Origin of the sequence: Aeromonas sp. s4 (genome assembly GCF_040907855.1) — a bacterium.
Taxonomy (GTDB): Bacteria; Pseudomonadota; Gammaproteobacteria; order Enterobacterales; family Aeromonadaceae; genus Aeromonas; species Aeromonas caviae.
The window spans coordinates 95,457-117,477 of sequence record NZ_JBFOCP010000002.1; the positions used below are offsets into that span (position 1 = coordinate 95,457).

At 62.2% G+C, this 22,021-nt stretch carries 18 protein-coding genes; 12 read left to right on the plus strand and 6 right to left on the minus strand.

What is annotated here, in order from left to right; genetic code table 11:
- Window positions 1-50 precede the first annotated feature (50 nt).
- Window positions 51-698 carry a thiopurine S-methyltransferase gene (locus tag AB5Y89_RS00735; RefSeq protein ID WP_368222668.1) on the plus strand — a complete coding sequence of 216 codons (648 nt, stop codon included), beginning with the start codon at window positions 51-53 and terminating at the stop codon, window positions 696-698.
- A 284-nt stretch (window positions 699-982) separates the two neighbouring features.
- On the opposite strand, the gene AB5Y89_RS00740 is transcribed toward AB5Y89_RS00735, so the two are convergent.
- On the minus strand, window positions 983-3,757 hold the full coding sequence (locus tag AB5Y89_RS00740; protein WP_368222659.1) for an insulinase family protein: 2,775 nt from the start codon (window positions 3,755-3,757) through the stop codon (window positions 983-985).
- 162 nt (window positions 3,758-3,919) lie between these two features.
- On the opposite strand from AB5Y89_RS00740, the gene sixA reads away from it, so the two are divergent.
- From sixA to AB5Y89_RS00755, 3 genes are all read left to right on the plus strand, one after another.
- A complete protein-coding gene (gene sixA / locus AB5Y89_RS00745) occupies window positions 3,920-4,387 on the plus strand; it encodes a phosphohistidine phosphatase SixA (RefSeq protein WP_045524767.1) in 468 nt (155 codons plus the stop codon).
- Window positions 4,388-4,520: 133 nt separating this feature from the next.
- Window positions 4,521-4,727 carry a DUF1107 domain-containing protein gene (locus AB5Y89_RS00750; RefSeq protein ID WP_005324080.1) on the plus strand — a complete coding sequence of 69 codons (207 nt, stop codon included), beginning with the start codon at window positions 4,521-4,523 and terminating at the stop codon, window positions 4,725-4,727.
- Window positions 4,728-4,912: 185 nt separating this feature from the next.
- Entirely contained in the window at window positions 4,913-5,833 is a 921-nt protein-coding gene (locus AB5Y89_RS00755) for a DMT family transporter (RefSeq protein ID WP_039039040.1), read from the plus strand.
- 50 nt (window positions 5,834-5,883) lie between these two features.
- On the opposite strand, the gene AB5Y89_RS00760 is transcribed toward AB5Y89_RS00755, so the two are convergent.
- A complete protein-coding gene (locus AB5Y89_RS00760; protein ID WP_253584820.1) occupies window positions 5,884-7,500 on the minus strand; it encodes a peptide ABC transporter substrate-binding protein in 1,617 nt (538 codons plus the stop codon).
- Between the two features lie 143 nt (window positions 7,501-7,643).
- On the opposite strand from AB5Y89_RS00760, the gene AB5Y89_RS00765 reads away from it, so the two are divergent.
- Entirely contained in the window at window positions 7,644-7,886 is a 243-nt protein-coding gene (locus AB5Y89_RS00765; protein ID WP_124244103.1) for a hypothetical protein, read from the plus strand.
- Window positions 7,874-8,908: a class 1 fructose-bisphosphatase gene (fbp, locus tag AB5Y89_RS00770; RefSeq protein WP_029314452.1), complete on the plus strand. Its 1,035-nt coding sequence runs from the start codon at window positions 7,874-7,876 to the stop codon at window positions 8,906-8,908. The genes AB5Y89_RS00765 and fbp overlap by 13 nt, the downstream gene beginning before the upstream one ends.
- Window positions 8,909-9,480: 572 nt before the next feature.
- Here the strand turns inward: fbp and mfd are convergent.
- Window positions 9,481-12,945 carry a transcription-repair coupling factor gene (gene mfd / locus AB5Y89_RS00775; RefSeq protein WP_319884220.1) on the minus strand — a complete coding sequence of 1,155 codons (3,465 nt, stop codon included), beginning with the start codon at window positions 12,943-12,945 and terminating at the stop codon, window positions 9,481-9,483.
- A 42-nt stretch (window positions 12,946-12,987) separates the two neighbouring features.
- A complete protein-coding gene (locus AB5Y89_RS00780; RefSeq protein WP_042863798.1) occupies window positions 12,988-13,563 on the minus strand; it encodes a PilZ domain-containing protein in 576 nt (191 codons plus the stop codon).
- Between the two features lie 76 nt (window positions 13,564-13,639).
- Here AB5Y89_RS00780 and AB5Y89_RS00785 point away from each other — a divergent pair, with 76 nt between their 5' ends.
- From AB5Y89_RS00785 to lolE, 3 genes are read left to right on the plus strand one after another with little or no spacing between them, the layout of a single operon-like run.
- A complete protein-coding gene (locus tag AB5Y89_RS00785) occupies window positions 13,640-14,875 on the plus strand; it encodes a lipoprotein-releasing ABC transporter permease subunit (RefSeq protein ID WP_104452890.1) in 1,236 nt (411 codons plus the stop codon).
- Window positions 14,876-14,915: 40 nt separating this feature from the next.
- A complete protein-coding gene (lolD, locus tag AB5Y89_RS00790; protein ID WP_010674567.1) occupies window positions 14,916-15,614 on the plus strand; it encodes a lipoprotein-releasing ABC transporter ATP-binding protein LolD in 699 nt (232 codons plus the stop codon).
- A complete protein-coding gene (gene lolE / locus AB5Y89_RS00795; protein WP_103243212.1) occupies window positions 15,614-16,855 on the plus strand; it encodes a lipoprotein-releasing ABC transporter permease subunit LolE in 1,242 nt (413 codons plus the stop codon). Before lolD ends, lolE begins: the two co-directional genes overlap by 1 nt.
- Before the next feature lie 130 nt (window positions 16,856-16,985).
- Here the strand turns inward: lolE and yfbR are convergent, their stop codons facing one another.
- Window positions 16,986-17,576, minus strand: coding sequence for a 5'-deoxynucleotidase (yfbR, locus tag AB5Y89_RS00800; RefSeq protein WP_010674569.1), 591 nt, complete (start codon window positions 17,574-17,576; stop codon window positions 16,986-16,988).
- A gap of 84 nt (window positions 17,577-17,660) precedes the next feature.
- Window positions 17,661-18,095 carry a YccF domain-containing protein gene (locus tag AB5Y89_RS00805; RefSeq protein ID WP_042016081.1) on the minus strand — a complete coding sequence of 145 codons (435 nt, stop codon included), beginning with the start codon at window positions 18,093-18,095 and terminating at the stop codon, window positions 17,661-17,663.
- Between the two features lie 430 nt (window positions 18,096-18,525).
- Between AB5Y89_RS00805 and tig the strand changes: the two genes are divergently transcribed.
- From tig to clpX, 3 genes are all read left to right on the plus strand, one after another.
- Window positions 18,526-19,836, plus strand: a complete 1,311-nt coding sequence (gene tig / locus AB5Y89_RS00810) for a trigger factor (RefSeq protein WP_010674572.1) — start codon at window positions 18,526-18,528, stop codon at window positions 19,834-19,836.
- A gap of 86 nt (window positions 19,837-19,922) precedes the next feature.
- Complete coding sequence (gene clpP, locus AB5Y89_RS00815; protein ID WP_005324106.1) at window positions 19,923-20,546, plus strand: ATP-dependent Clp endopeptidase proteolytic subunit ClpP; 624 nt, start codon at window positions 19,923-19,925, stop codon at window positions 20,544-20,546.
- A gap of 70 nt (window positions 20,547-20,616) precedes the next feature.
- Complete coding sequence (clpX, locus tag AB5Y89_RS00820; RefSeq protein ID WP_010674573.1) at window positions 20,617-21,891, plus strand: ATP-dependent protease ATP-binding subunit ClpX; 1,275 nt, start codon at window positions 20,617-20,619, stop codon at window positions 21,889-21,891.
- The last annotated feature ends 130 nt before the right edge of the window (window positions 21,892-22,021 follow it).

Sequence of the window (22,021 nt, forward strand, 5' to 3'; positions counted from 1 at the left end):
CGGTGAAGTTGTGATAGTGATGCACCATTGCAGATGACGAGAGGAAGATGATGGAAGCGGCATTTTGGCACCAGAAGTGGAAAGAGAACCGGATTGGCTTTCATCAGGCAGATTTCAACCGCTGGCTGCAATCCTGGTGGTCGGCCCAGCAAGGGAGCGACCCCGTGCTGGTGCCCCTTTGCGGCAAGTCCCGGGACATGCTCTGGCTGCGTGAACAGGGGCATCCGGTGGATGGCTTCGAGCTCTCAGAGATCGCCATTACCCAGTTTTTTGACGAGAACAACCTGAGTGCAGAGAAAAGCGAGGTGGGTCCCTATCAGTGCCACCGGCACGCCGATCTGCGCCTCTATCAGGGGGACTTCTTCGCCGCCCCGGAGCTTGGTCAGCGTTATCGCCTGGTCTATGACAGGGCGGCCCTCATCGCCTTGCCGGGCGCCATGCGCCGCCAGTATGCCGCCCTGATGAGCCGCCTGGTGGAGGCGGGGGGGCAGGTGTTGCTGGTGACCCTCGAGTATCAGCCCGAGCAGCAGCAACAGCCGCCGTTCTCGGTGGGGGAGATGGAGGTGCGCACCCTGTTTGAGCGCGACTTTGGTGTCGAGGTGCTGGGCCGGGGGGCGGAGCTGGATCACCCCAGGGTGCTCTCGGGGCAGCTCTCCTATTTCGACGAGGTGGCTTACCGGCTTATCCGCCGGGGCTGAGAGGGCGCGAGGCCGCTGCCAACGAGGGAAGTGGCGCTTGTTTTACCTCCTTTGACATAGATCAACGTGGAAAATCAGGGAAATGCCTAAGATGAAGCTGTTTCTCAATCACTGCTGGTGCCGACCGGTGAGCTCTGGTTTGAACTCCGGTCGAACATCAACCCAGTGTCTGATTTTCACGCTCATGTTCACTTTTGGCGGCTCTGGCCGCAATTGATTATGGTTTTTCCAGCCGACCCCACGGGGTCGGCTTTTTATTGCCTGCGCGTTGCCAACAGGGGAGGTCAGCCTTCGAAGGTGGCGGCGTTGAGCCGAAATGCCCTGGGATCGTCGACAAACTGGCCGGTGATCCGCTCGTCGTGCTCGTGGCCCAGGCCATAGCTGCAGAGGATGAGGCGATCCGAGGTGCGGGATCTCAGCTGGGTGATGAAGCGCACCAGGTCGGCACGGCTGAGCCTGCCCACCTCCTCGCGTACCCGTTCGCGCTGATCAAAACCCAGATCCTTGTTGCCGATGCTGACCCAGAGCCGCTGGCCGCGGCTGCGCAGGTTGGCATCCCGCTCGCTGAGCTGGGCCTGCAACCCCGCCTTGCTCTCCTGCCACTGCTGCTCGGTGAACTCCAGCATGGCGAGCGGGAAGAGATCGATGAACTCCTCCACCGCATCCAGCAGGATCTGCGGCCCCGCCACCGGCGACTGGATATAGAAGATGAGACCGGGATGGCGGTTGAGGGGCAGGTTGCCGGCTCCCACCACGTAACCGAGCTGCTGGCGGGTGCGCAGCTCGTGGAAGAAGGTGGATGACATGATGTGGTTGGCCAGGGTGAAGCAGGCGAGATCCCGCGCTCGGGTGGTGCGCGACTGGTAGTAGACCAGCAGCGCCGAGTCCTCGTGATCGCACCCCTGCTCGCGAATGAGGGTGCCTCTGTCCTGGATGGAGATGAGGGGGCGGCGGGTCTCGGCGCTGGGCTGGCTGTTGGCACCGAGGTGGCGCTCCAGCAGGGCCGCGAGTTCGAGGGCTTCGGCGGCCGTCCAGTCTCCGTGTACCAGGGCCTCCAGATGCACCCTGGCAAAGAGCTCGGAGACGAAGCCGGGCATCTCCCCGAGTTCGACGGTGCGCAGGTGGCGCAACAGCTGCTCGAAGGGCGGGTTGTTGGGTTGCAGCAAACTGGTGAGCTGGTTGAACAACTGGGAGATGGGGCGGGTCTTGGACTGGTTCTCCCAGTTGCGGATAAGCTGCTCCTTGATCTCGCTAAAGCGGGCCGGATCCGGATACCCCAGGGTGCGGTTGCCGAGGATCATGTCGAGCAGCAGCGGTTGCTTGTCGGCAAAGCCGCTGAGGTTGATGGTAAAGCCCCCCTGATGGGCATAAATCTGGTAGCCAAGGCCCGCGAGCTCCGCCGGGTAGGTGAGGGCGTTGAGGTGATCCGTGAGCAGTTCCACGGCCAGACGCGCCATGGCGATGTGACGCGGGCTCTTGACCGCATGTTCGCTGTCGACGGAGATGTAAAGGCTGCCCTTGGGCACGCTGAACTGATGCTCGTGCAGGTGCCAGAGCCGGAAACCGGGCCTGTCGATGAGGCAGGACGGCATGTCGGCGGGCAGCGCCGGCAGACTGGCGTCGAGGCGGGTGCTGATGAAGGGGTTGGGCGCCGGCAGGTGCAGGGCGGGATCCGGTTCACTCTGCTGCCAGCGGATCTTCTCGGCTTCGCTGATGCTCTGGACGCTGTAGGGTGTCTGGTACCAGCGGGCGAGGCGATCCGTACTCACTTCCGGGGCCTGGATGGTCACCCGCAGATTGTGGGGGGTCAGCTTGGCGAGGAAGCGCCGGATCAGCGGCTCATCGAACTCGCGCATCATGTAGTCGCCATAGAGCAGGTCGTCCGGCCCGTAGCTGAACAGGTTGAGCACGAGGCCGGAGACGGTGTCGAGGGCCCGTCCCCGCTCCTGGAAGCGGAAGGCGGATTCCAGCACGCTGCGCTTCTCCTCATAGCGCCAGGCCTGCACCCCACCCCGCTCGATGAGCTTCAGATAGCCAAACAGGGCGGCGATGATCTCGTCCACATGCTCAAGCCCAAGGGGGGTGAGGCCAAAGCTCACGCCAAAGTCCTTGAAGTTGGCGCCGCTGATGCCGCCGCCGGCGGCGAGCTGATTGACCCAGCCCCGCCCCTTGAGCAGAGAGAGCAGGCTGCCTTCCCCCTCATAGCCGATGAGGTGGCTCAGGAAGGTGAGGGGTTTTTTGTCGTAATACTCATCCACGCACGGCAGCGGGAAGGTCAGCGCCAGCTTGCGGGTCTCCTTGACCGGGGTCAACTGGATGCGAATGCCGAGATCATCGAGCCGATAGAGGGGATGGTTCAGTACCGGAGGGCCGAGGCGGCGATCCGGAATGGCACCAAAGAAGCGATCACACCAGGCCAGCTGGGTCTCGATGGGTGCCGGTGAAAGCATGACCAGCGCCATGCGATCCGCACTGTAGTGGGTTTCGTAGAACGCAATGAGGTCCGAGCGCAGATCCCGGCCGGGGAGATCCGCCAGGGTGTCGAGGTTGCCCACCGAGAATTTGGAGAAGGGGTGGTCCGGATTGACCGTCTCCTTGTGCACCTGGTAGCTGCGGCGCACGTCGTCTTGCAGCTTGAGGCGGTACTCGGAGTCCACCGCGTTGCGCTCCTTGTCGACCCACTCCGGTGCAAAGGTGGGGCAGATGAAGAACTGGGAGAACCGGTCGAGCCCCGCCTCGAAGAAGCCGTTATCGATGTCGAAGAAGAAGTTGGTGAACTCGGTACCGGTCCAGGCGTTGTTGCTGCCCCCGTGACAGCTCATGAATTGCTGGTATTCACCAGGTTTGGGGTAGGTGCGGGTACCGAGAAACAGCATATGCTCGAGGAAATGGGCCATGCCCTGGCGATCCGCAGGATCGTCGAAGTGGCCGGTATTCACCGCCAGGGAGGCGGCGGATTTGTCGGTCTCGGGATCACAGATCAGCAAGACCCTGAGCCGGTTTGCCAGCTCCAGAAAGTGATACCGCCGATGGTCATTGGGACTGGCATATGGGCTCATTGGGGAGGGGCTCGCGGTGAATTTATTTGAATTTAAACATGATTATCGACCCCGCTATCTTGCGAGGCAAACCCTTTTCTGAGAGGTGGCGCAATTGTTTCCCCCGGCATGGCGGGGTAAGATTCCCCCGCTATTTAAACAGGCCCCCTGGGCGAGGTTGTAATGAAAATCTACATCATGCGTCATGGCCAGGCTGGCATGAACGCAAAGACTGATGAACAGCGTCCACTGACCGAGCAAGGCATCGAAGAGTCCATCCACATGGCGGGCTGGCTGGCTCCCCAATTGGCAGGCTCCCTGAACCTGGTGATCCACAGCAACTACCTGCGTGCCAGACAGACCTGGCAGGCCATTGCCCCCGAGTTGCCCAAGGCCCTCAAGGTCGAAGAGAGCGGCGACATCACCCCCTACGGGGATCCGGCTTTCGTGGCGAGCTACCTCACTGCGCTGGCGGCGGAGCATGACAACATCCTGATGGTCAGCCACCTGCCGCTGGTGGGGTATCTGGTCCAGAGTCTCTGTCCGGTGGCAGGGGCCCCCATGTTCGCGACGTCCGGGCTGGCCTGCATCGAATGGCAAGATGGCAAAGGAGTCTTGCTCTGGCTGGAAGGACCGCATACAATAAGGTAAAAGTTAATAATAAGTTACAGTTTGGTTTTTTGGGGAAGAGAGAGTCGAATTTTCCGGTTTTTTATATAAATTTAACGGAATTATTTCGCATAAGCTGCTGTCATACGGATACAACTTCAAGAGGTTGCAAACGATGAGAGTGTTCAAGAAGTACCTGCCACTGATGGTGGCAAAACATGTCAAAACCTTCTTCAAGGGGCGGATTTACATCCACGGCAGGGGGCGCTTCGATTTCCAGTCGGGCTTGCTGATGATGCCATTGCAAGCCGACATTCCCCATCGCCAGACGGTGCTCGAGGTCAATGAACTGATTTCAAGGCTCCACATGGATGCCGCCTGAGGCGCCTCAGGCTGACCCTGGTCCCCCTCATGCCCGCCCCTGTGCGGGCATGATTGTTGATGGCGCCTGGGCGCGGTGCCAACCGTTCGCGTCATGGCGCTTCTTCCTGCGTTGGCAGGCTTGCTTATCCTGATTGCCTCTCTATACTCGCGCGCAATACCCGCCTTTTTATTCTGGATATAGCAATGCCCCTTGCCTTCCTGTTTCCCTTCTCCTGCATGGCCATCTGGGCCGGCAATGGCATCGTCAGCAAGCTGGCGGTCGGGGTGTTGTCTCCTGCGGCGCTCGCCTGGTCGCGCTGGATGGTGGCGGCCCTGGTGCTGACCCCGTTTCTGGCTCACCGGGCCTGGCGCGAGCGCCGCAAGCTGCGGGCCGGTTTCTCGAAGCTGGCGGTGCTGGCCCTGCTCGGGATGGTCTTGAACCAGACCTTTGGCTATTACGCGGCCCAGACCCTGGGGGCCACCGAGATTGGCCTGATGATGGGACTGACCCCCTTGATGACGGTGCTGCTCAGCATCTGGTTGCTGCGCGAGCGGCCCACCTGGGGGGCGCTGCTGGGAGGCGCCATCTCCATTCTGGGGCTGGCGATTTTGTTGGGGCAGGGGGATCCGGCCCGGCTGCTGACCCAGGGCATCCATATCGGTTCCGTCTACATGCTGCTCTCGGCGGCCACCTATGCGCTCTACAGCGTGCTGCTCAAGCGCTGGGATCTGGGGCTGGACAACTGGTCCATGCTCTACGGTCAGGTGCTGTGCAGCCTCCTGTTCCTCACCCCCTTCTATCTGCTGGTGGACGGGCACTGGCCCGATGGCAGCGCCCTCTGGCTCATCCTCTATGCGGGGATCCCGACCTCGGCCCTCTCGCCCTGGCTCTGGATGCAGGGCATTGCCCTGCTCGGGGCGAGCCGCACCGCCATCTTCATGAACCTGTTGCCGGTGATGACGGCCGCCCTTGCCATCAGCTGGCTCGGGGAGCGGCTCACCAGCTATCACCTCATCGGTGGCGGCATGACCCTGATGGGGGTGCTGCTGGCGCAGTTGCTGGTGAGGCCCGTGACGGTGCGAAGACGCGCCCGGCTCGCGGTGGCGGGCTGTCAGGAAAAGTAGGATAAAAAAAGACCGCCCTCGAGGCGGTCTTTTTGGTTCGGTGCCCAGCGTCACTGCGCCGTCAGATAGAGATCCTTGGCATAGACCAGGTCTTGCGGGTTCTGGTAGGGGTAGCCCTTGACGTTGGGTTTGAGCAGCCGTGATTTCACGTAGAAGTAGACAGGGGCAATGGGGGCCTCCTCGTCGATCAGCACCTCGGCCTGCTGATAGAGGCGGTTGCGCTCGGCGGGGTCCTTGGCGTCATGGGCCTTGGCCAGGAGGGCGTCGTACTCCTTGTTGAACCACTTGCCGCTGTTGGCGCTGCTGCTGGAGGTCATGATGTCGAGGAAGGTGGAGGCATCGTTGTAGTCTCCGTTCCAGGAGTAGCGGCTCACCCCGAAGTCACCCTCGTTCAGGGCCGACACCATGGTCTTCCACTCCATGTTGTTGAGCTCCGCCTTGACCCCCAGGTTGTGCTTCCACATGGAGGAGATGGCGAGCGCTATCTTCTTGTGCCCCTCGTTGGTGTTGTAGAGGATGTCCACCGTCAGCGGCTTGTCAGGGCCGTAACCCGCCTCGCCAAGCAGCGCCTTGGCCTGCTTGATGCGCTCTTCCTTGCTCATCAGCTCGCTGGCGGGGCGTTTGAGCTCGAAGCCGTCCACGCTCGGCGGGGTCAGGCTGAAGGCGGAGAGCTGCCCCTGTCCCAGGATCTTCTCCGTGATGGTGTCCCGGTCGATGGCAAGAGAGAGTGCCTTGCGCACCCTGACGTCGTCAAAGGGTTTGCGCTGGGTGTTGAACACGTAGTAGTAGGTGGCGAGCATGGGGGCGCTCACCAGCTCCTCCGGGCTCTGGCGCTTGATCTGCTGATACTGCTCCAGGGGATAGGTGGTGTAGTGCAGCTCGCTCGCACGATAGCGGTTGTAGGCCGCGGTATCGGAGACGATCTCCAGATAGATCACCTTGTTCAGCACGGTGTGCTCGTTGTCCCAGTAGTGGGGGTTGCGCTCGGCGATGAGGCGCTCGTTCGGGGTCCATTCCTTGAGCGCGAAGGCGCCATTGGAGACGATATTGGCCGGTTTGACCCACTCATGACCGAACTTCTCGATGGTGGCCTTGGGCGCCGGGAAGGTGGTGTAGTGGGAGAGGGTCTTGAGGAAGAAGGGGACCGGGTTTTTCAGGGTGATCTGCAGGGTGTAGTCATCGAGCGCCTTGATCCCCAGGGCATCCGGGCTCTGCTTGCCCTGCACCACGTCGCTGGCATTGGCGACGCCGGTCAGCTCGATGAACCAGGCGTAGTTGGAGGCGTTCTTGGGATCCGCCGCCCGCTGCCAGCCATAGACGTAGTCCGCCGCCGTCACCGGCTCGCCGTTGGACCATTTGGCATCGGGTCTGAGCTTGAAGGTGTAGACGGTGCCCGTGGTATCGAGCTCGTAGCCAAGGGCGCCCGCCGCCTGCAGCTTGCCGTTGCCATCCAGGGTATAGAGCCCCTCGAACAGATCGTTGACGACGTCGCTGCCCGCGCTCTCTTCCACCATCTGGGGATCGATGGAGGCAGGCTCGGTACCGATGTTGCGCACGAACACTTGCTGGGCGGCTGGCAGAAGCTGGGTGCCTTCAGGCACCTGGGCGGCGAGGACGGGGAGGGTGAGCAGAGCGGCAACCGCCCCGGCGATAAGCGACTTTTTCATTGAATATCCTTATGTTTTTTTGCTTCCAAAGCGCAGCCAGTGTGCGGGATTGGGGGGCAGATCTCAAGAGGGGAGCCTCTGGCGCAACATTGCCGGGCGCCAGGGGGAGCAAGGCGGGCAGCCGCGACGGCCCGGATGCATTCTTGTCACGAATTAACCCCCCAAAAGATGCCGGATGGCACCCTTGTTTCACGCCGAAAGCCCGTGGTGGCGCGGTTTTCTGGCGATTTAAAGAACGGCTTAATTCGCTGCAAAAACAAAAAACAGGCGTTACATTGGGTTACAAAACAACGCTGCCGGGGATCGGCACTTTTTTTGCCGACACTTGCAAACGTTTTCAACGGCCAACGGAAACGATCTTAAAGGAACAAGAATGCGAAACATGATCACCATGGGCGAGTTCATCGTCAAAAAGCAGGCGGACTACCCGACCGCGACCGGCGAGCTGACCTCCTTGCTCAGCTCCATCCGCCTGGCCGCCAAGGTGGTGAACCGGGAGATCAACAAGGCGGGTCTGGCGGACATCATCGGCTCCATCGGCGCCGAAAACGTGCAGGGCGAGGTGCAGCAGAAGCTGGACGTCTATGCCAACGAGCGCTTCAAGGCGGCGCTAGAGGCCCGTGGCGAGGTGTGCGGCATGGCCTCTGAGGAGGAGGAGGACTTCGTCTCCTTCGATTCCGAGCTCTCCCGTCACTCCAAGTACGTGGTGCTGATAGACCCCCTCGACGGCTCCTCCAACATCGACGTCAACGTCTCGGTCGGGACCATCTTCTCCATCTACCGCCGGGTCAGCAAACCGGGCGCCGGGGTCACTCTGGAGGACTTCCTGCAGCCGGGTCACCGTCAGGTCGCGGCGGGCTACGTGGTCTATGGCTCCTCCACCATGCTGGTCTACACCACCGGCTTTGGGGTCAACGGCTTCACCTATGACCCCTCCATCGGCTGCTTCTGCCTCTCCCACGAGAACATCCGCATTCCGGAGGAGGGCAAGATCTACTCCATCAACGAGGGCAACTACATCAAGTTCCCGGACGGGGTGAAGAAGTACCTCAAATACTGCCAGGAGCGTGACGAGGCGACTCACAGGCCCTATACCTCCCGCTACATCGGCTCCCTGGTGTCGGATTTCCACCGCAACCTGCTCAAGGGGGGCATCTACATCTACCCGTCCGGCACCAACTCCCCGAACGGCAAGCTGCGCCTGCTCTATGAGTGCAACCCCATGGCCTTCCTGGTGGAGCAGGCCGGTGGCAAGGCGTCCGATGGCTTTGGCCGCATCATGGACATCCAGCCTACCGCCCTGCACCAGCGCACCCCCTACTTCGTCGGGTCCACCAGGATGGTGGAGCGGGCCGAGGCCTTCATGCGGGAGTTCTCCGCCCACGAGGATCCGGCCAACCAGGGCTGAGTCCGGGCCAGCGTCCCTTCGTCACGGGAGCCGTCAAGGCTCCCGTTTTTATTGGCGTGCAGGCGGGTGTAGCCAGGTTGATATGCTGACGGACTGACGGACTGACGGACTGACGGACTGACGGACTGACGGACTGACGGACTGACGGACTGACGGACTGACGGACTGACGGACTGATGGACTGACGGACTGACGCGGCGCCTCGGTTGTCGCGGTGCAATGGCTGGTGGCCCCCTGGCCGGGATGCCTGGCCGGGATATCTGGTCTGGATACGTGGGCGGGATAAATACGGCACGGGCCATCTGCGGGGCTATCGAGGCGCGTTGAACCCGTTTTTTGCCCACGATCATCCCCACATCCATCTGTTTTTTAGATGGGTTGTGACTCAATGCATCGTATCAACAGATGGATTCGGCGGCAAAATGGTGCTGCCAGAAGGGCGAACCGAGGCGTCGGGGGCAAGAAGGCGGGCCGGGGGCGAGATGCCGCCCCTTGCCAGCAACGAAACGGGAGCCCTGGGGCTCCCGTTGTTGTAGGCGGCAGGTCGCGCCCTGCTGACGTCATGCTTCCCCTCAGGGGGTGGCATGGCGGGCGAGATCCGCCAGCAGGCCGTCCACCAGTTTGAGGCGCATGGCCCTGTCCTGGGTCGGTACCTGGAAGCGCAGCCGGGTCGGCCCGTCCATCTTGTAGATGCGCGGCTGCTCCGAGAGCAGCTTGACCAGATAGGCCGGGTTGACGCGGGTTTCCTGGGTAAAGTCCAGATAGCCGCCGCGCTCGCTCATCTCCACCCGGCGAATGCCCAGCGCCGTGGCGCGCTGGCGGAAGGCGGCCAGCTCCATCAGCGTCTTGGTCGGCTCCGGCAAGAGGCCGAAGCGATCGATGAGCTCCACTTTGAGCTCCCGCAGCTCCTGCTCGTCCGCCGCACTGGCGATGCGCTTGTACATGGAGAGGCGCATGTTGACGTCCGGGATGTAGTCGTCCGGGAGCAAGGCGGGCAGGCGCAGCTCTACCTCGGTGTGCTGGCTCATGAGCTGCTCCAGCGACGGCTCCTTGCCATGTTTGAGCGCCTCCACCGCCTGCTCCAGCATCTCCATATAGAGGGTGAAGCCCACCGATTCAATCTGGCCGCTCTGATCGTCGCCGAGCAGCTCGCCCGCGCCCCGGATCTCCAGATCGTGGGTGGCGAGCGCAAAGCCGGCACCGAGATCTTCGAGGGACGCGATGGCCTCCAGCCGCTTGGCCGCATCCTTGGTCATCAGCTTGGGATGGGGGGTGAGCAGGTAGGCATAGGCCTGGTGGTGGGAGCGACCGACCCGGCCCCGCAGCTGGTGCAGCTGGGCGAGACCAAGATGATCCGCCCGGTCCATGATGATGGTGTTGGCGCTCGGCACGTCGATGCCGGTCTCGATGATGGTGGTGCAGACCAGCAGGTTGAAGCGCTGGTGGTAGAAGTCCGACATCACCCGCTCGAGCTCCCGCTCGCGCATCTGGCCGTGGGCGATGCCGATGCGCGCCTCCGGCACCAGCTCGGCAAGATCGGCGGCGCACTTCTCGATGCTCTCCACGTCGTTGTGCAGGTAGTAGACCTGGCCGCCACGCTTCAATTCCCGCAGTACCGCCTCGCGCACCACCGCAGGTTCGTGCTGGCGCACGAAGGTCTTGATGGCGAGCCGCTTGGCGGGCGGGGTGGCGATGATGGAGAGATCCCGCATGCCGGACATGGCCATGTTGAGGGTGCGGGGAATGGGGGTCGCGGTGAGGGTGAGGATATCCACGTCGGCGCGCAGCGCCTTGATCTTCTCCTTCTGGCGCACCCCGAAGCGGTGCTCCTCGTCGACGATGAGCAGCCCCAGATCCTTGAAGGTGAGCTCGGCGCCCAGCAGCTTGTGGGTGCCGATGATGATGTCCACCTTGCCCTCGGCCATCTCCTTCATCACGGCGCTCTGCTCCTTGGCGGAGCGGAAGCGGCTCAGTACCTCCACCCGCACCGGCCAGTTGGCGAAGCGGTCGCGGAAGTTGTCGTAGTGCTGCTGGGCGAGCAGGGTGGTGGGCACCAGCACGGCCACCTGCTTGCCGCCGTGCACCGCCACAAAGGCCGCCCGCATCGCCACTTCTGTCTTGCCAAAGCCCACGTCGCCGCACACCAGGCGGTCCATGCTCTTGGCCTGACACATGTCGCCGAGCACGGCGTTGATGGCATTGAGCTGATCCTCGGTCTCCTCGAACGGGAAGCTCGCGGCAAACTGGCGGTAGGCCTCCCGGTCGTGTTTGAAGGCAAAGCCGTGACGGGCTGCCCGCATGGCATAGACATCCAGCAGCTCGGCCGCCACGTCCCGCACCTTCTCGGCCGCCTTGCGCCGCGCCTTGACCCAGGCCTCGCCGCCGAGCTTGTGGCTGGGCGGGTTGTCGGAGCCGGTGTAGCGGCTGATCAGGTGCAAACTGGTGACCGGCACGAACAGCTTGTCGCCGCCGGCGTATTCCAGGGTCAGAAACTCGGTGGGCAGGCCGCCGGCATCGATGGTCTCGAGCCCCAGGTAGCGACCGACCCCGTGATCCAGGTGCACCACCGGCTGGCCCTGGGTCAGCTCGCCCAGGTTTCGGATCACCGCATCCGAGCTCAGGTTCTTGCTCTTGTCCCGCTGGCGCTTGCTGCGGATCTTGCCGCCGAGCAGCTCGGCCTCGGTGATGAGGGCAAGGGGCATCTGGCCGGGCTCTTGCAGCAGGAAGCCCCGCTCCAGGGGACAGACCAGCAGCCCGTGGCGCGCATCGCTCGAGAGGAAGGCGTCGAGGGAGGCAAACTCCCGGGGTTGCAGGTTGATCCGTGCGAGCAGATCCCCGAGCCCCTCGCGCCGCCCCTCGGACTCCACCGCAAACAGGGTGCGCCCGGCAAAGCCTTGCAGGAAGCCGTCAAGGGCCAGCAGGGGCTGCTCCTTGCTGTGGTCGAGCTGCAGATCCGGCAGGGGGGCGAGGGGCAGATCCTGCTGACCCGCTCCGCCGTCAACGGTCGCCTCCTGCAGACGCACGGCGCCATAGTCCCCGAGGGCGGCGAAGAGCTGCTCCACCGGCAGATAGATCTGCTGGGGCGGCAGCAGGGGACGGGTGTTGTCCCAGCGCCTGTCTTCATAGCGCTGGCCGATGTCGTTCCAGAAGCGCTGGGCCGCGGGGTAGATCTCCCCCACGGTGAGCAGCAGGGTGTTGCCTGGCAGGTAGTCAAACAGGCTGGCGGTCTGGTTGAAGAAGAGCGGCAGGTAGTATTCGATGCCGGCGGGCCAGCGCCCCTTGCTCACCTCCTGATAGACGGAGCCCTCGGCCCGGGAGATCTCGAACTGTTCGCGATACTGGCCACGAAACAGCTCGATGGCCCCCTCGTCGGTGGGAAATTCCCGTGCGGGCAGGAGGCTCACCGACTTCACCGGCTCGCTGGAGCGCTGGGTCTCGGGATCGAACGGGCGGATGGAGTCCACCTCGTCATCGAAAAAATCAATGCGATAGGGGCGGCTGCTCCCCATGGGGAAGAGATCCAGCAGGGAGCCGCGGGCGGCGAATTCGCCGTGCTCCAGCACCTGTTCCACCGCCACGTAGCCCGCCTCCGCCAGACGCCCGCGCAGCTGCTGCAGGTTGAGGCGCTGGCCACTTGTGACCATCAGGCTGTATTTGTCGAGATAAGCCTGGGGCGCCGTGCGCAGCATCAGGGTGGAGATGGGCACGATGAGCACGCCGTGGCGCATCTGCGGCAACTGGTAGAGGGTCTCGAGGCGCTGGGAGATGATGTCCTGATGGGGAGAGAAGCTGTCGTAGGGCAGGGTCTCCCAGTCCGGGAACAGCAGCACCGGGCAATCCTGATCCGCCAGCAGGAACCCCAGTTCCTGTTCAAGGCGCAGGGCGCTCGGGGTATCGGCGGTGACCAGCAGGACGGGTCTTCGGGCTTCCCGGGTGAGGCGGGCGGCAACCAGAGCCAGGCTGCTGCCGACCAGCTGGCCGAACGTTGTCTTCTGGCCCGCTTTGGCGGGCAAGGCGGGGAGGGTCATTGGCATCATCGGAGTCTTTTACTGTTGGCGTTCTTTTGACATGGACCTGGGTTAGCGCTGACGTTCCTGGGCACGCAGCTTGAGCTGTTTCGACTGCACATGCAGGCTGGCGCGCACCAGCAGTTCCCGGTCATCCTCGCGGATGCGCACGTAGTCGAGCACCACGTGGGTGCCATGCTCTCCGGCGTCCCGCTGCACGACCTCGCCGTAGCAGTAGACGGCGGAGGCCTCTTCCCGCAGGAAGATCTTGAGCCGCACGATCTGGTGCAGGGCGGGGGCCTCCCCGTGCCCCTGGTGGGGGTGCAGGTAGGTGAGCTGCCCGGCGCCAAAGCGCAGGGTGTGGAAGCGGTGCTCGGGGTGATCCTGGGCCGCCAGCACATAGCCCATGATCATGTCGATCTTGCGGGACTGCTGATTGATGATCTCCACCAGATCGTGCATGGACTCGTTCTGGCTGCGCAGCAACCGGCTGCTCACCAGATCGATGGAGGTGATGGCGGAGGCGATGCGAAACGGCTCGGGCAACTCGGCCTCCAGGGCCTCCAGCGTCGGCAGACGAAAGTCGGCCGGCATGGGGATCACATTGACCGGCGTGGCATGGGTGACGCTGAAGAACTGTTCCTGCATGGAGGCTATCCCTTGTTGTCATAGACGGTTTCCCTTTATTATCCGGTATCTTATTTCGTTGGCAACGTAGATATCCTTGAAGACCGGACTTTTTCAGCCACTGTCGCTGGCCATCGGCCTGCGTTATGCAGGCTCGCGACGCAGTAACCGCTTCGTCTCCTTTATCTCCCTGTTCTCCACCTTTGGCATCGCCATCGGGGTCGCCGCCCTGATGGTGGTGATCTCGGTGATGAACGGGTTCGAAGGCCAGCTCAAGGGGCGCATCCTCGGGGTGATCCCCCATGTGGTGGTGACCAATCAGGCCGGACGCATCGAGGCCGAGCCCGAAGGTCTGCCCGACCTGGCCGGCTTGCCCCACGTGGTGGCCACGGCCCCCATGCTCGACAGCGAAGGCATGCTGCAAAGCCCGGGCCAGCTCACCGGCGTGAGCGTGCAGGGGATCGATCCCGCCCGCTGGCCAAAGGATGACATCCTGCACGCCCAGATGCTGGGAGGGCGCCTTGACAGCCTGCAGGCCGGTGAATACCACATCGTGCTGGGGCAGGGGGTGGCCAGCCGCCTCAAGGTCTCTATCGGCGACCAGGTGCGTCTCATCCTGACCGAAGGTACCCGCTTTACCCCCTTTGGCCGGGTGCCGGCCCAGCGTCTTTTCACCGTCTCCGGCATCTTCGGGGTCGGCGCCGACGTGGACAGCCAGGTGGCCCTGATTGCCCTGGGGGATGCCCAGCGCATGCTGCGCCTGCCCGCAGACAAGGTGGGCGGCATTCGCCTCTGGCTGGACGATCCCTTCGCCGCCGACGAGGTGGTGAAGACCGCGTTGCCGGACGGGCTGGAGTGGCAGGACTGGCGCCGCGAGCGCGGCGAGCTGTTCCAGGCGGTGGCCATGGAAAAACGGATGATGGGGCTGATGCTGGTGCTGATCATCGCGGTCGCCACCTTCAACATCCTCTCCGCCCTGGTGATGGTAGTCACCGACAAGGAAGGGGAGGTGGCCATCCTGCGTACCATGGGCATGAGCGAATCCGGCATCGTCAAGATCTTCATGGTGCTGGGGGCGTCGAGCGGCGTCATCGGCGCCCTGTTCGGAGGGCTGGCGGGGCTGGCGCTCTGTTTCGGCCTCAATCCTCTGCTCAATGCCCTTGGGCTCAACCTCTATATGGCGGCGGGGGGCAGCGGTCTGCCGGTCATCGTCGAGCCGGCCCAGGTCATGACCATTTTGCTGGGCGCCGTGCTGCTCAGCTTCAGTGCCACCCTTTACCCTGCCTCCCGCGCGGCCCGGGTCAAACCGGCGGAGGCGCTGCGTTATGAATAATTCATCTTCTGTTGTTACTGGTGCAAGTGGAGCCCCCGTTATGAATCAATCCGTCTCCTGCGAGCCGCTGCTGCGCTGCCAGGCCCTCAATCATGTCTACAAAGAGGGCAATCTGGAGACCCAGGTACTCAAGGGGATCGAGCTGGACGTCGCCCCCGGGGAGATGCTGGCGGTGGTGGGGAGCTCGGGCTCCGGCAAGACCACCCTGCTGCACCTGATGGGGGCGCTGGACAACCCCTCCAGCGGCGCCGTGCTGTTCAAGGGGCAGGACATCCATGGCTGGGACAGCCGCACCCAGGCGAGATTTCGCAACCAGGAGCTGGGTTTCGTTTACCAGTTCCACCACCTGCTCTCGGAATTCAGCGCGCTGGAAAATGCGGCCATGCCGCTGCTGATCGCCGGTGAGTCGGTGGCCAGCGCCACCGAGAAGGCGAGCAAGATGCTGGGGCGGGTGGGGCTCTCCCACCGTCTCAACCACAGACCGTCCGAGCTCTCCGGTGGCGAGCGCCAGCGGGTGGCCATCGCCCGTGCCCTGGTCAACGAACCCAGCCTGGTGCTGGCGGACGAGCCCACCGGCAACCTGGATCACGCCAGCGCCACTGCCGTCTATGAGCTCTTGTGCGAGCTCAACCGCGAGCTTGGCACCGCGTTCGTGGTGGTGACCCATGACTTGAGCCTGGCCGCCAAGCTCCACCGCCGGGTCACCCTGGTGAGCGGCATCATGGCGGAGGTCGCCTGATGTTCAAGCCGCTGCCCCTGTTCCTGGGCCTGCGTTACAGCCGCTCCCGCCGCCGCAACGGCTTCATCGCCTTCATTTCGGCCTCCTCCCTCATCGGCATCGCCCTCGGGGTGATGGCCCTCATTCTTGGCCTCTCCGCCATGAACGGGTTCGAGCGGGAGCTCAAGAACCGGGTGCTCTCCGTGGTCCCTCACGGCGAGCTCATCGGCATGGAAGCGCCGCTGCCTGACTGGCCGCGGCTCAGGGACTACCTGCTGGCCCAGCCCGGGGTGGAGGCGGCTGCGCCCGTCATTCGCCTGGACGGCCTGTTGGAGCACGGCTCCGCCCTCAAGGGGGTCCAGCTGCGTGCGGTGCTGCCGGAGCTGGAAGCCAATCTCTCCGATGCGGGCAACTTCATGACGGGTCGGGGTCTTCGCGAGCTGCAGGCGGGTGAACACGGGGTCATCCTCGGCAAGATCATCGCCGACAAGCTGGGGGTCAAGACAGGGGACACCGTCACCCTGCTGCTGCCCCAGGCGGGTGATGCCGCCGGCATCAAGAACCCGAAACGGGAGGTGCTAACCGTGGTAGGGCTGCTCGAGATCGGTGGCCAGCTCGACGGCCTGCTCGGCTTCATGCACCTGGCGGACGCCCAGGCCATCACCGGCATGGGCAGCGCGGTGGAGGGGTTCAGCCTCAAGGTGAGCGACGTGCTCAAGGCCCAGTCCATCACGGTGGCGGCGGCCCAGAAATTCCCGCACTACGTCTATATCAGCAGCTGGATGAGCCGTCAGGGTTATCTCTATCAGGACATCCAGATGGTGCGCACCGTGATGTACGTGGTGATGCTGATGGTGGTGGCGGTGGCCTGCTTCAACATCGTCTCCACCCTGGTGATGGCGGTGAACGAGAAGCGCAGCGAGATCGCCATCTTGAAGACCATGGGGGCGAGCCCGGGCCAGATCCGGCTCACCTTCGTCATCCAGGGGATGGTGAACGGGGTGGCGGGAGCCTTGCTAGGCGCCCTGCTGGGCGGCCTGCTCTCCAGCAAGCTGACCCAGATCCTGAGCGCCATCGAAGGGGTGATCGGGCACCGTTTCCTCAATCCGGACATCTACTTCATCGACTTCCTGCCGACCGAGCTGCACATGCAGGACTTGCTCATCGTGACCGGCGCCGCCATCCTGATGAGCCTGGTGGCAACCCTCTATCCCGCCTGGCGGGCGAGCGGCCTGGTGCCGTCCCGGGAACTGGGGCATTGATGCCCATGGATGTGATAAAGGGCCCTGCGGGGCCCTTTTTATTGTCACTCTTTTGTGGGGAAACCCCCGACGTGGCGGTTATCGAGGCAATACGCAGGAGGAGATGATGCCCGGTGCCGTGTTGATGGCATCAATGGGCATTCAACTCATCGAGAGGCAGTGAAAAACTCCCCACGAAGACATCGATGAAGTAGCGCATGGCGGGGTTCATCCTGGCGTCCAGCATCTGCTCGAGGCGCTTTCGCGCGGGCTCGAACTCCCGGTTACCGACGCTCAGCTCCTCCAGACACTTGGTGTAGGCACAGAGGGTGTCTGCATCCTTCACCAGGCTGGTGAGGGCCTCGTCCTGGGCGCCGGAGTCGAGGAGGGGGCGAAAGTCCTCGACCAGCTCAGGCGGCAACATGCCCAGCAGGCGCTGCTCGGCGGCAAGCTCAATCTTCTTGTATTCGCGGGCGATTTCGGGATTGAAGTACTTGACCGGGGTGGGCAGATCCCCGGTCAGCACCTCGCTGCTGTCGTGGTAGAGGGCCATGACGGCGGCACGGTCGGCATCCACCTGGGCGCCGAACAGGCGATTGCTGATAAGGCCGAGGGCGTGGGCCACCATGGCGACCTGCAGGCTGTGCTCGGCGATGTTTTCGGGCTGGATGTTGCGCATCAGGGGCCAGCGGTAGATGAGGCGCATACGGGCGAGGTTGGCAAAAAAATGGCTGGGCAGCATGGAAGACCTCGAATGGGGCAATGAAAAAGGGCAGACCCTAGTCTGCCCTTTTTTCCACCCGCAAGGATAGCCTGAGATGGGCCGTCAGCGGATGTAGCGGCCCGATTCGGCCTCGTGGTTGGTCACTATCATCTGGCCGATGGGGGCCAGGCTGATGAGGGCCAGCTTGAGGTGCTGGATGCCGAACGGGATGCCGACGATGGTGACGAAACAGGCCAGCGCCGAGGCGATGTGGCCGATGGCCAGCCAGACCCCGATGAGCACAAACCAGAGAATGTTGCCAATCAGCCCCAGGGCACCGGTGCCGATGTCGCTCTGGCCCGTCATGCTCTTGCGGCTCACCGCCTGCTTGCCAAACGGGAAGAAGGTGAAAGTGCCGATGACGAAGCAGGCGCGTCCCCAGGGGATCCCGATGAGGGAGATGAAGCAGAGCAGCCCCGCCAGCCACCAGGCCAGCCCCATGAAGACGCCTCCCAGCACGAACCAGAGCAGATTGAACAAGAAGCGGAAAAAGGACATGTGGGTGACTCCAGCAGCACGTGAATTGGCTGTCACCATAGCGAGCCCTGCCGGGGGACGCAATGGCACAGGCGAGAAGGTGGACAATTTGGGTCGCAGCACGCCATTTTTGTGCCTGATTGGCGGCGGATGGCGATCAAAATGGCCCGTTCGCCGTGAAAAAGAGTGAGCCAGTGCAAATTATTGCGGATGGAATGCTTGAACTCGGTGCAAGGCTTCCCCATATAGGAGAAAGTCTTGCGCAAATTGTGCTGTCTGTGCCCCGGATGGGGGATGTGCGGCTCGACGCGACCACTGCACGCCGCTATAATGTCGCGTCATATTTTCTCATCACAAAGACAGTCGTTGTCTTTATAAACAGGAAGACTCCGGGCTTGCCCGGGGGCAATAAAGGGTCAGCACGCAGTGCTGAGTTGAACGAGGTAAAAGAATGCAAGTTTCTGTAGAGACAACCCAGGGTCTGGAACGCCGTCTTACCATCACTGTACCGGCCGCTACCGTTGACGCCGCCGTGCGCAAAGAATTGAATGGCCTGGCCAAAACCCGTCGCATCGACGGTTTCCGTCCTGGCAAGGCTCCGGTTGCCATCATCAAGAAGATGTTCGGTGCCATGGCTCACGCCCGCGTTGCCGATGAAATGATGCAGAACAACTTCATCAAGGCCATCATCGAGAACAAACTGAGCCCGGCTGGCGCCCCGACCATGGATCCGAAAGAGATCAAAGAAGGTCAGGATTTCGAATTCACCGCCACTTTCGAAGTGTATCCGGAGTTCGAAGTTGCCGGTCTGGAGAGCATCAAGGTCGAGAAGCCGGTTGCCACCGTGAAGGACAGCGACCTGGAAAACATGATCGACACCCTGCGCAAGCAGCACGCCACCTGGACTGAAGCTGCTGTGGCTGCCGCCAATGGCATGCGTGTGACCATGGACTTCGTCGGTTCCATCGACGGTGAAGAGTTCGACGGTGGCAAGGCTGAAGGCTTTACCCTGGAACTGGGCGCTGGCCGCATGATCCCGGGCTTCGAAGACGCCATCCTGGGCAAGAAAGCGGGCGACGAGTTCACCATCGAGGTGACTTTCCCGGCTGACTACCACGCCGAAGCCCTGAAGGGCAAGGCTGCCAAGTTTGCCTCCAAGCTGCACAAGGTTGAAGAGCAGGTGCTGCCCGAGCTGACCGAAGAGTTCGTCAAGCGTTTCGGCATCGAGAGCGGCAGCGTTGAAGAGCTGAAGGCAGAAGTGCGCAAGAACATGGAGCGCGAACTGGCCCAGGCCCTGAAAAACAGCGTGAAAGAGCAGGTACTGAACGGACTGGTTGAAGCCAACCAGATCGATCTGCCGAAGGCTGCTGTTGCCCAGGAAATCGACACCCTGCGTCAGCAGGCTCTGCAGCGCTTCGGTGGCTTCCAGGGCGGCAACGCCCCCGAGCTGCCGGCCGAGCTGTTCCAGGCCCAGGCCGAGCGCCGTGTCCGCGTTGGTCTGCTGCTGGGTGACGTCATCCGCACCAACGAGATCAAGGCTGACGACGCCCGTGTGACCAGCATCATCGAGTCCATGGCCACTGCCTACGAAGATCCGAAAGAAGTGATCGAGTACTATCAGCAGAACGAGCAGATGCTGAACGGCGTGCGCAACCTGGCCATTGAAGATCAAGCCATCGATCTGATCCTGTCCAAGGCGCAAGTCACTGAGAAAGAAGTTGCCTTCGACGAAGTGATCAACAAGTCCGGTGCCGCTGCCTAAGAACATTTGACTTAAGGTCAAAACTGTTAAGTATAATGGCTCGTGTGATCTCCACTCGGGCCATTTTATTTTAGGGACAATGCCTTATGTACAAGAACTATAACGATGTGACTGAATCCCCACGCAATGCGCTCATCCCGATGGTGGTAGAGCAAACCGCGAAAGGGGAGCGTTCCTACGACATCTATTCCCGTCTGCTGAAAGAGCGGGTGATCTTCCTGACCGGTCAGGTTGAAGATCACATGGCGAACCTGGTGGTGGCCCAACTGCTGTTCCTGGAGTCCGAGAACCCGGATCAGGACATCAGCATCTACATCAACTCGCCGGGTGGCGCCGTCACTGCGGGTATGTCCATCTATGACACCATGCAGTTCATCAAGCCGGACGTGAGCACCGTCTGCATGGGGCAGGCCTGCTCCATGGGGGCCTTCCTGCTGGCCGGTGGCGCCAAGGGCAAGCGTTTCTGCCTGCCCAATGCCCGAGTGATGATCCACCAGCCGCTGGGCGGCTTCCAGGGGCAGGCTTCTGACATCCAGATCCATGCCCAGGAGATCCTGAAAATCAAGAATACCCTGAACGATCGTCTGGCGTTCCATACCGGTCAGGACATGGCCACCATCGAGCGCGACACCGACCGTGACAACTTCATGTCCGCCGAGCAGGCCGTTGCCTATGGTCTGGTTGACGGCATCCTGAGCCAGCGCGGCTGAGCAGGGTACCCCGTCCTGTTGTAAACTCAGCAGGACGATCCATCCTCTATTGATAAAACGAGGTCGCTGAATGACAGAGAAACGCAAGGGTGAGGGCGACAAGCTGCTGTATTGCTCTTTCTGCGGCAAAAGCCAGCATGAAGTGCGCAAGCTGATCGCTGGCCCTTCCGTCTACGTATGTGATGAGTGTGTCGAGCTGTGCAACGACATCATCCGCGAGGAGATCCGCGAGATCTCTCCCAAGCGCGATGGTAGCGAGCTGCCGACCCCTCATGAAATCCGCGCCCATCTGGACGACTACGTGATCGGTCAGGAGTACGCCAAGAAGGTGCTGGCAGTGGCTGTCTACAACCACTACAAGCGTCTTCGCAGCGGCAGCGAGTCCGGTGGCGTGGAGCTGGGCAAATCCAACATCCTGCTGATTGGCCCCACCGGCAGCGGTAAGACCCTGCTGGCCGAGACCCTGGCTCGTCTGCTGGATGTGCCCTTCACCATGGCCGATGCCACCACCCTGACCGAAGCCGGTTACGTGGGCGAGGACGTGGAGAACATCATCCAGAAGTTGCTGCAAAAGTGTGACTACGACGTGGAGAAGGCCCAGCGCGGTATCGTCTACATCGACGAGATCGACAAGATCTCCCGCAAGTCGGACAACCCCTCCATCACCCGCGACGTCTCCGGGGAAGGGGTGCAGCAGGCACTGCTGAAACTGATCGAAGGCACCATCGCCTCCGTGCCGCCCCAGGGCGGTCGCAAGCACCCGCAGCAGGAGTTTTTGCAGGTCGACACCTCCAAGATCCTCTTCATCTGTGGTGGTGCTTTCGCGGGGCTGGACAAGGTGATCGAGCAGCGCTCCGTCAAGGGCACCGGCATCGGTTTTGGCGCCGAGGTGAAATCCAAGAATGCCAAGGCAACCCTGAGCGAGAACTTTGCCAAGGTGGAGCCGGAAGATCTCATCAAGTACGGTCTCATCCCTGAGTTCATCGGTCGTCTGCCGGTGGTCGCGACCCTGACCGAGCTTGACGAGGCTGCCCTCATCCAGATCCTGAAAGAGCCGAAGAACGCGTTGACTAAGCAGTATGCCGCGCTGTTTGCCCTGGAAGAGGTGGAGCTGGAGTTTCGTGATGACGCGCTCAATGCCATTGCCCGCAAGGCCATGGAGCGTAAAACCGGTGCCCGGGGTCTGCGTTCCATTGTCGAGGCCGTGCTGCTTGACACCATGTATGACCTGCCCTCCCTGAAAGGGGTCAGCAAGGTGGTGATCGACGAGACGGTGATCAAGGGAGACTCCGCGCCCTTGATGATCTACGACAATCCCGAGACTCAGGCCGCAGCCTCAGAGTAACTGTCTGATTTTTAATCACATAAAGGGGCATTTTGCCCCTTTCATGCTTTTTACGGCCAAGGCGATTGAATCTCATCTTTGCGCCCCCATATACTCAGCCAAGCCTTTGCCAACGGTATAACAAGCCGAG

Bases quoted from the DNA above. Each gene is read 5' to 3' on its own strand.
- AB5Y89_RS00735 (WP_368222668.1), top strand. From the start codon at position 51: ATGGAAGCGGCATTTTGGCACCAGAAGTGGAAAGAGAACCGGATTGGC.
- AB5Y89_RS00740 (WP_368222659.1), bottom strand. From the start codon at position 3,757: ATGAGCCCATATGCCAGTCCCAATGACCATCGGCGGTATCACTTTCTG.
- sixA (WP_045524767.1), top strand. From the start codon at position 3,920: ATGAAAATCTACATCATGCGTCATGGCCAGGCTGGCATGAACGCAAAG.
- AB5Y89_RS00750 (WP_005324080.1), top strand. From the start codon at position 4,521: ATGAGAGTGTTCAAGAAGTACCTGCCACTGATGGTGGCAAAACATGTC.
- AB5Y89_RS00755 (WP_039039040.1), top strand. From the start codon at position 4,913: ATGCCCCTTGCCTTCCTGTTTCCCTTCTCCTGCATGGCCATCTGGGCC.
- AB5Y89_RS00760 (WP_253584820.1), bottom strand. From the start codon at position 7,500: ATGAAAAAGTCGCTTATCGCCGGGGCGGTTGCCGCTCTGCTCACCCTC.
- fbp (WP_029314452.1), top strand. From the start codon at position 7,874: ATGCGAAACATGATCACCATGGGCGAGTTCATCGTCAAAAAGCAGGCG.
- mfd (WP_319884220.1), bottom strand. From the start codon at position 12,945: ATGATGCCAATGACCCTCCCCGCCTTGCCCGCCAAAGCGGGCCAGAAG.
- AB5Y89_RS00780 (WP_042863798.1), bottom strand. From the start codon at position 13,563: ATGCAGGAACAGTTCTTCAGCGTCACCCATGCCACGCCGGTCAATGTG.
- lolD (WP_010674567.1), top strand. From the start codon at position 14,916: ATGAATCAATCCGTCTCCTGCGAGCCGCTGCTGCGCTGCCAGGCCCTC.
- lolE (WP_103243212.1), top strand. From the start codon at position 15,614: ATGTTCAAGCCGCTGCCCCTGTTCCTGGGCCTGCGTTACAGCCGCTCC.
- yfbR (WP_010674569.1), bottom strand. From the start codon at position 17,576: ATGCTGCCCAGCCATTTTTTTGCCAACCTCGCCCGTATGCGCCTCATC.
- AB5Y89_RS00805 (WP_042016081.1), bottom strand. From the start codon at position 18,095: ATGTCCTTTTTCCGCTTCTTGTTCAATCTGCTCTGGTTCGTGCTGGGA.
- tig (WP_010674572.1), top strand. From the start codon at position 18,526: ATGCAAGTTTCTGTAGAGACAACCCAGGGTCTGGAACGCCGTCTTACC.
- clpP (WP_005324106.1), top strand. From the start codon at position 19,923: ATGTACAAGAACTATAACGATGTGACTGAATCCCCACGCAATGCGCTC.
- clpX (WP_010674573.1), top strand. From the start codon at position 20,617: ATGACAGAGAAACGCAAGGGTGAGGGCGACAAGCTGCTGTATTGCTCT.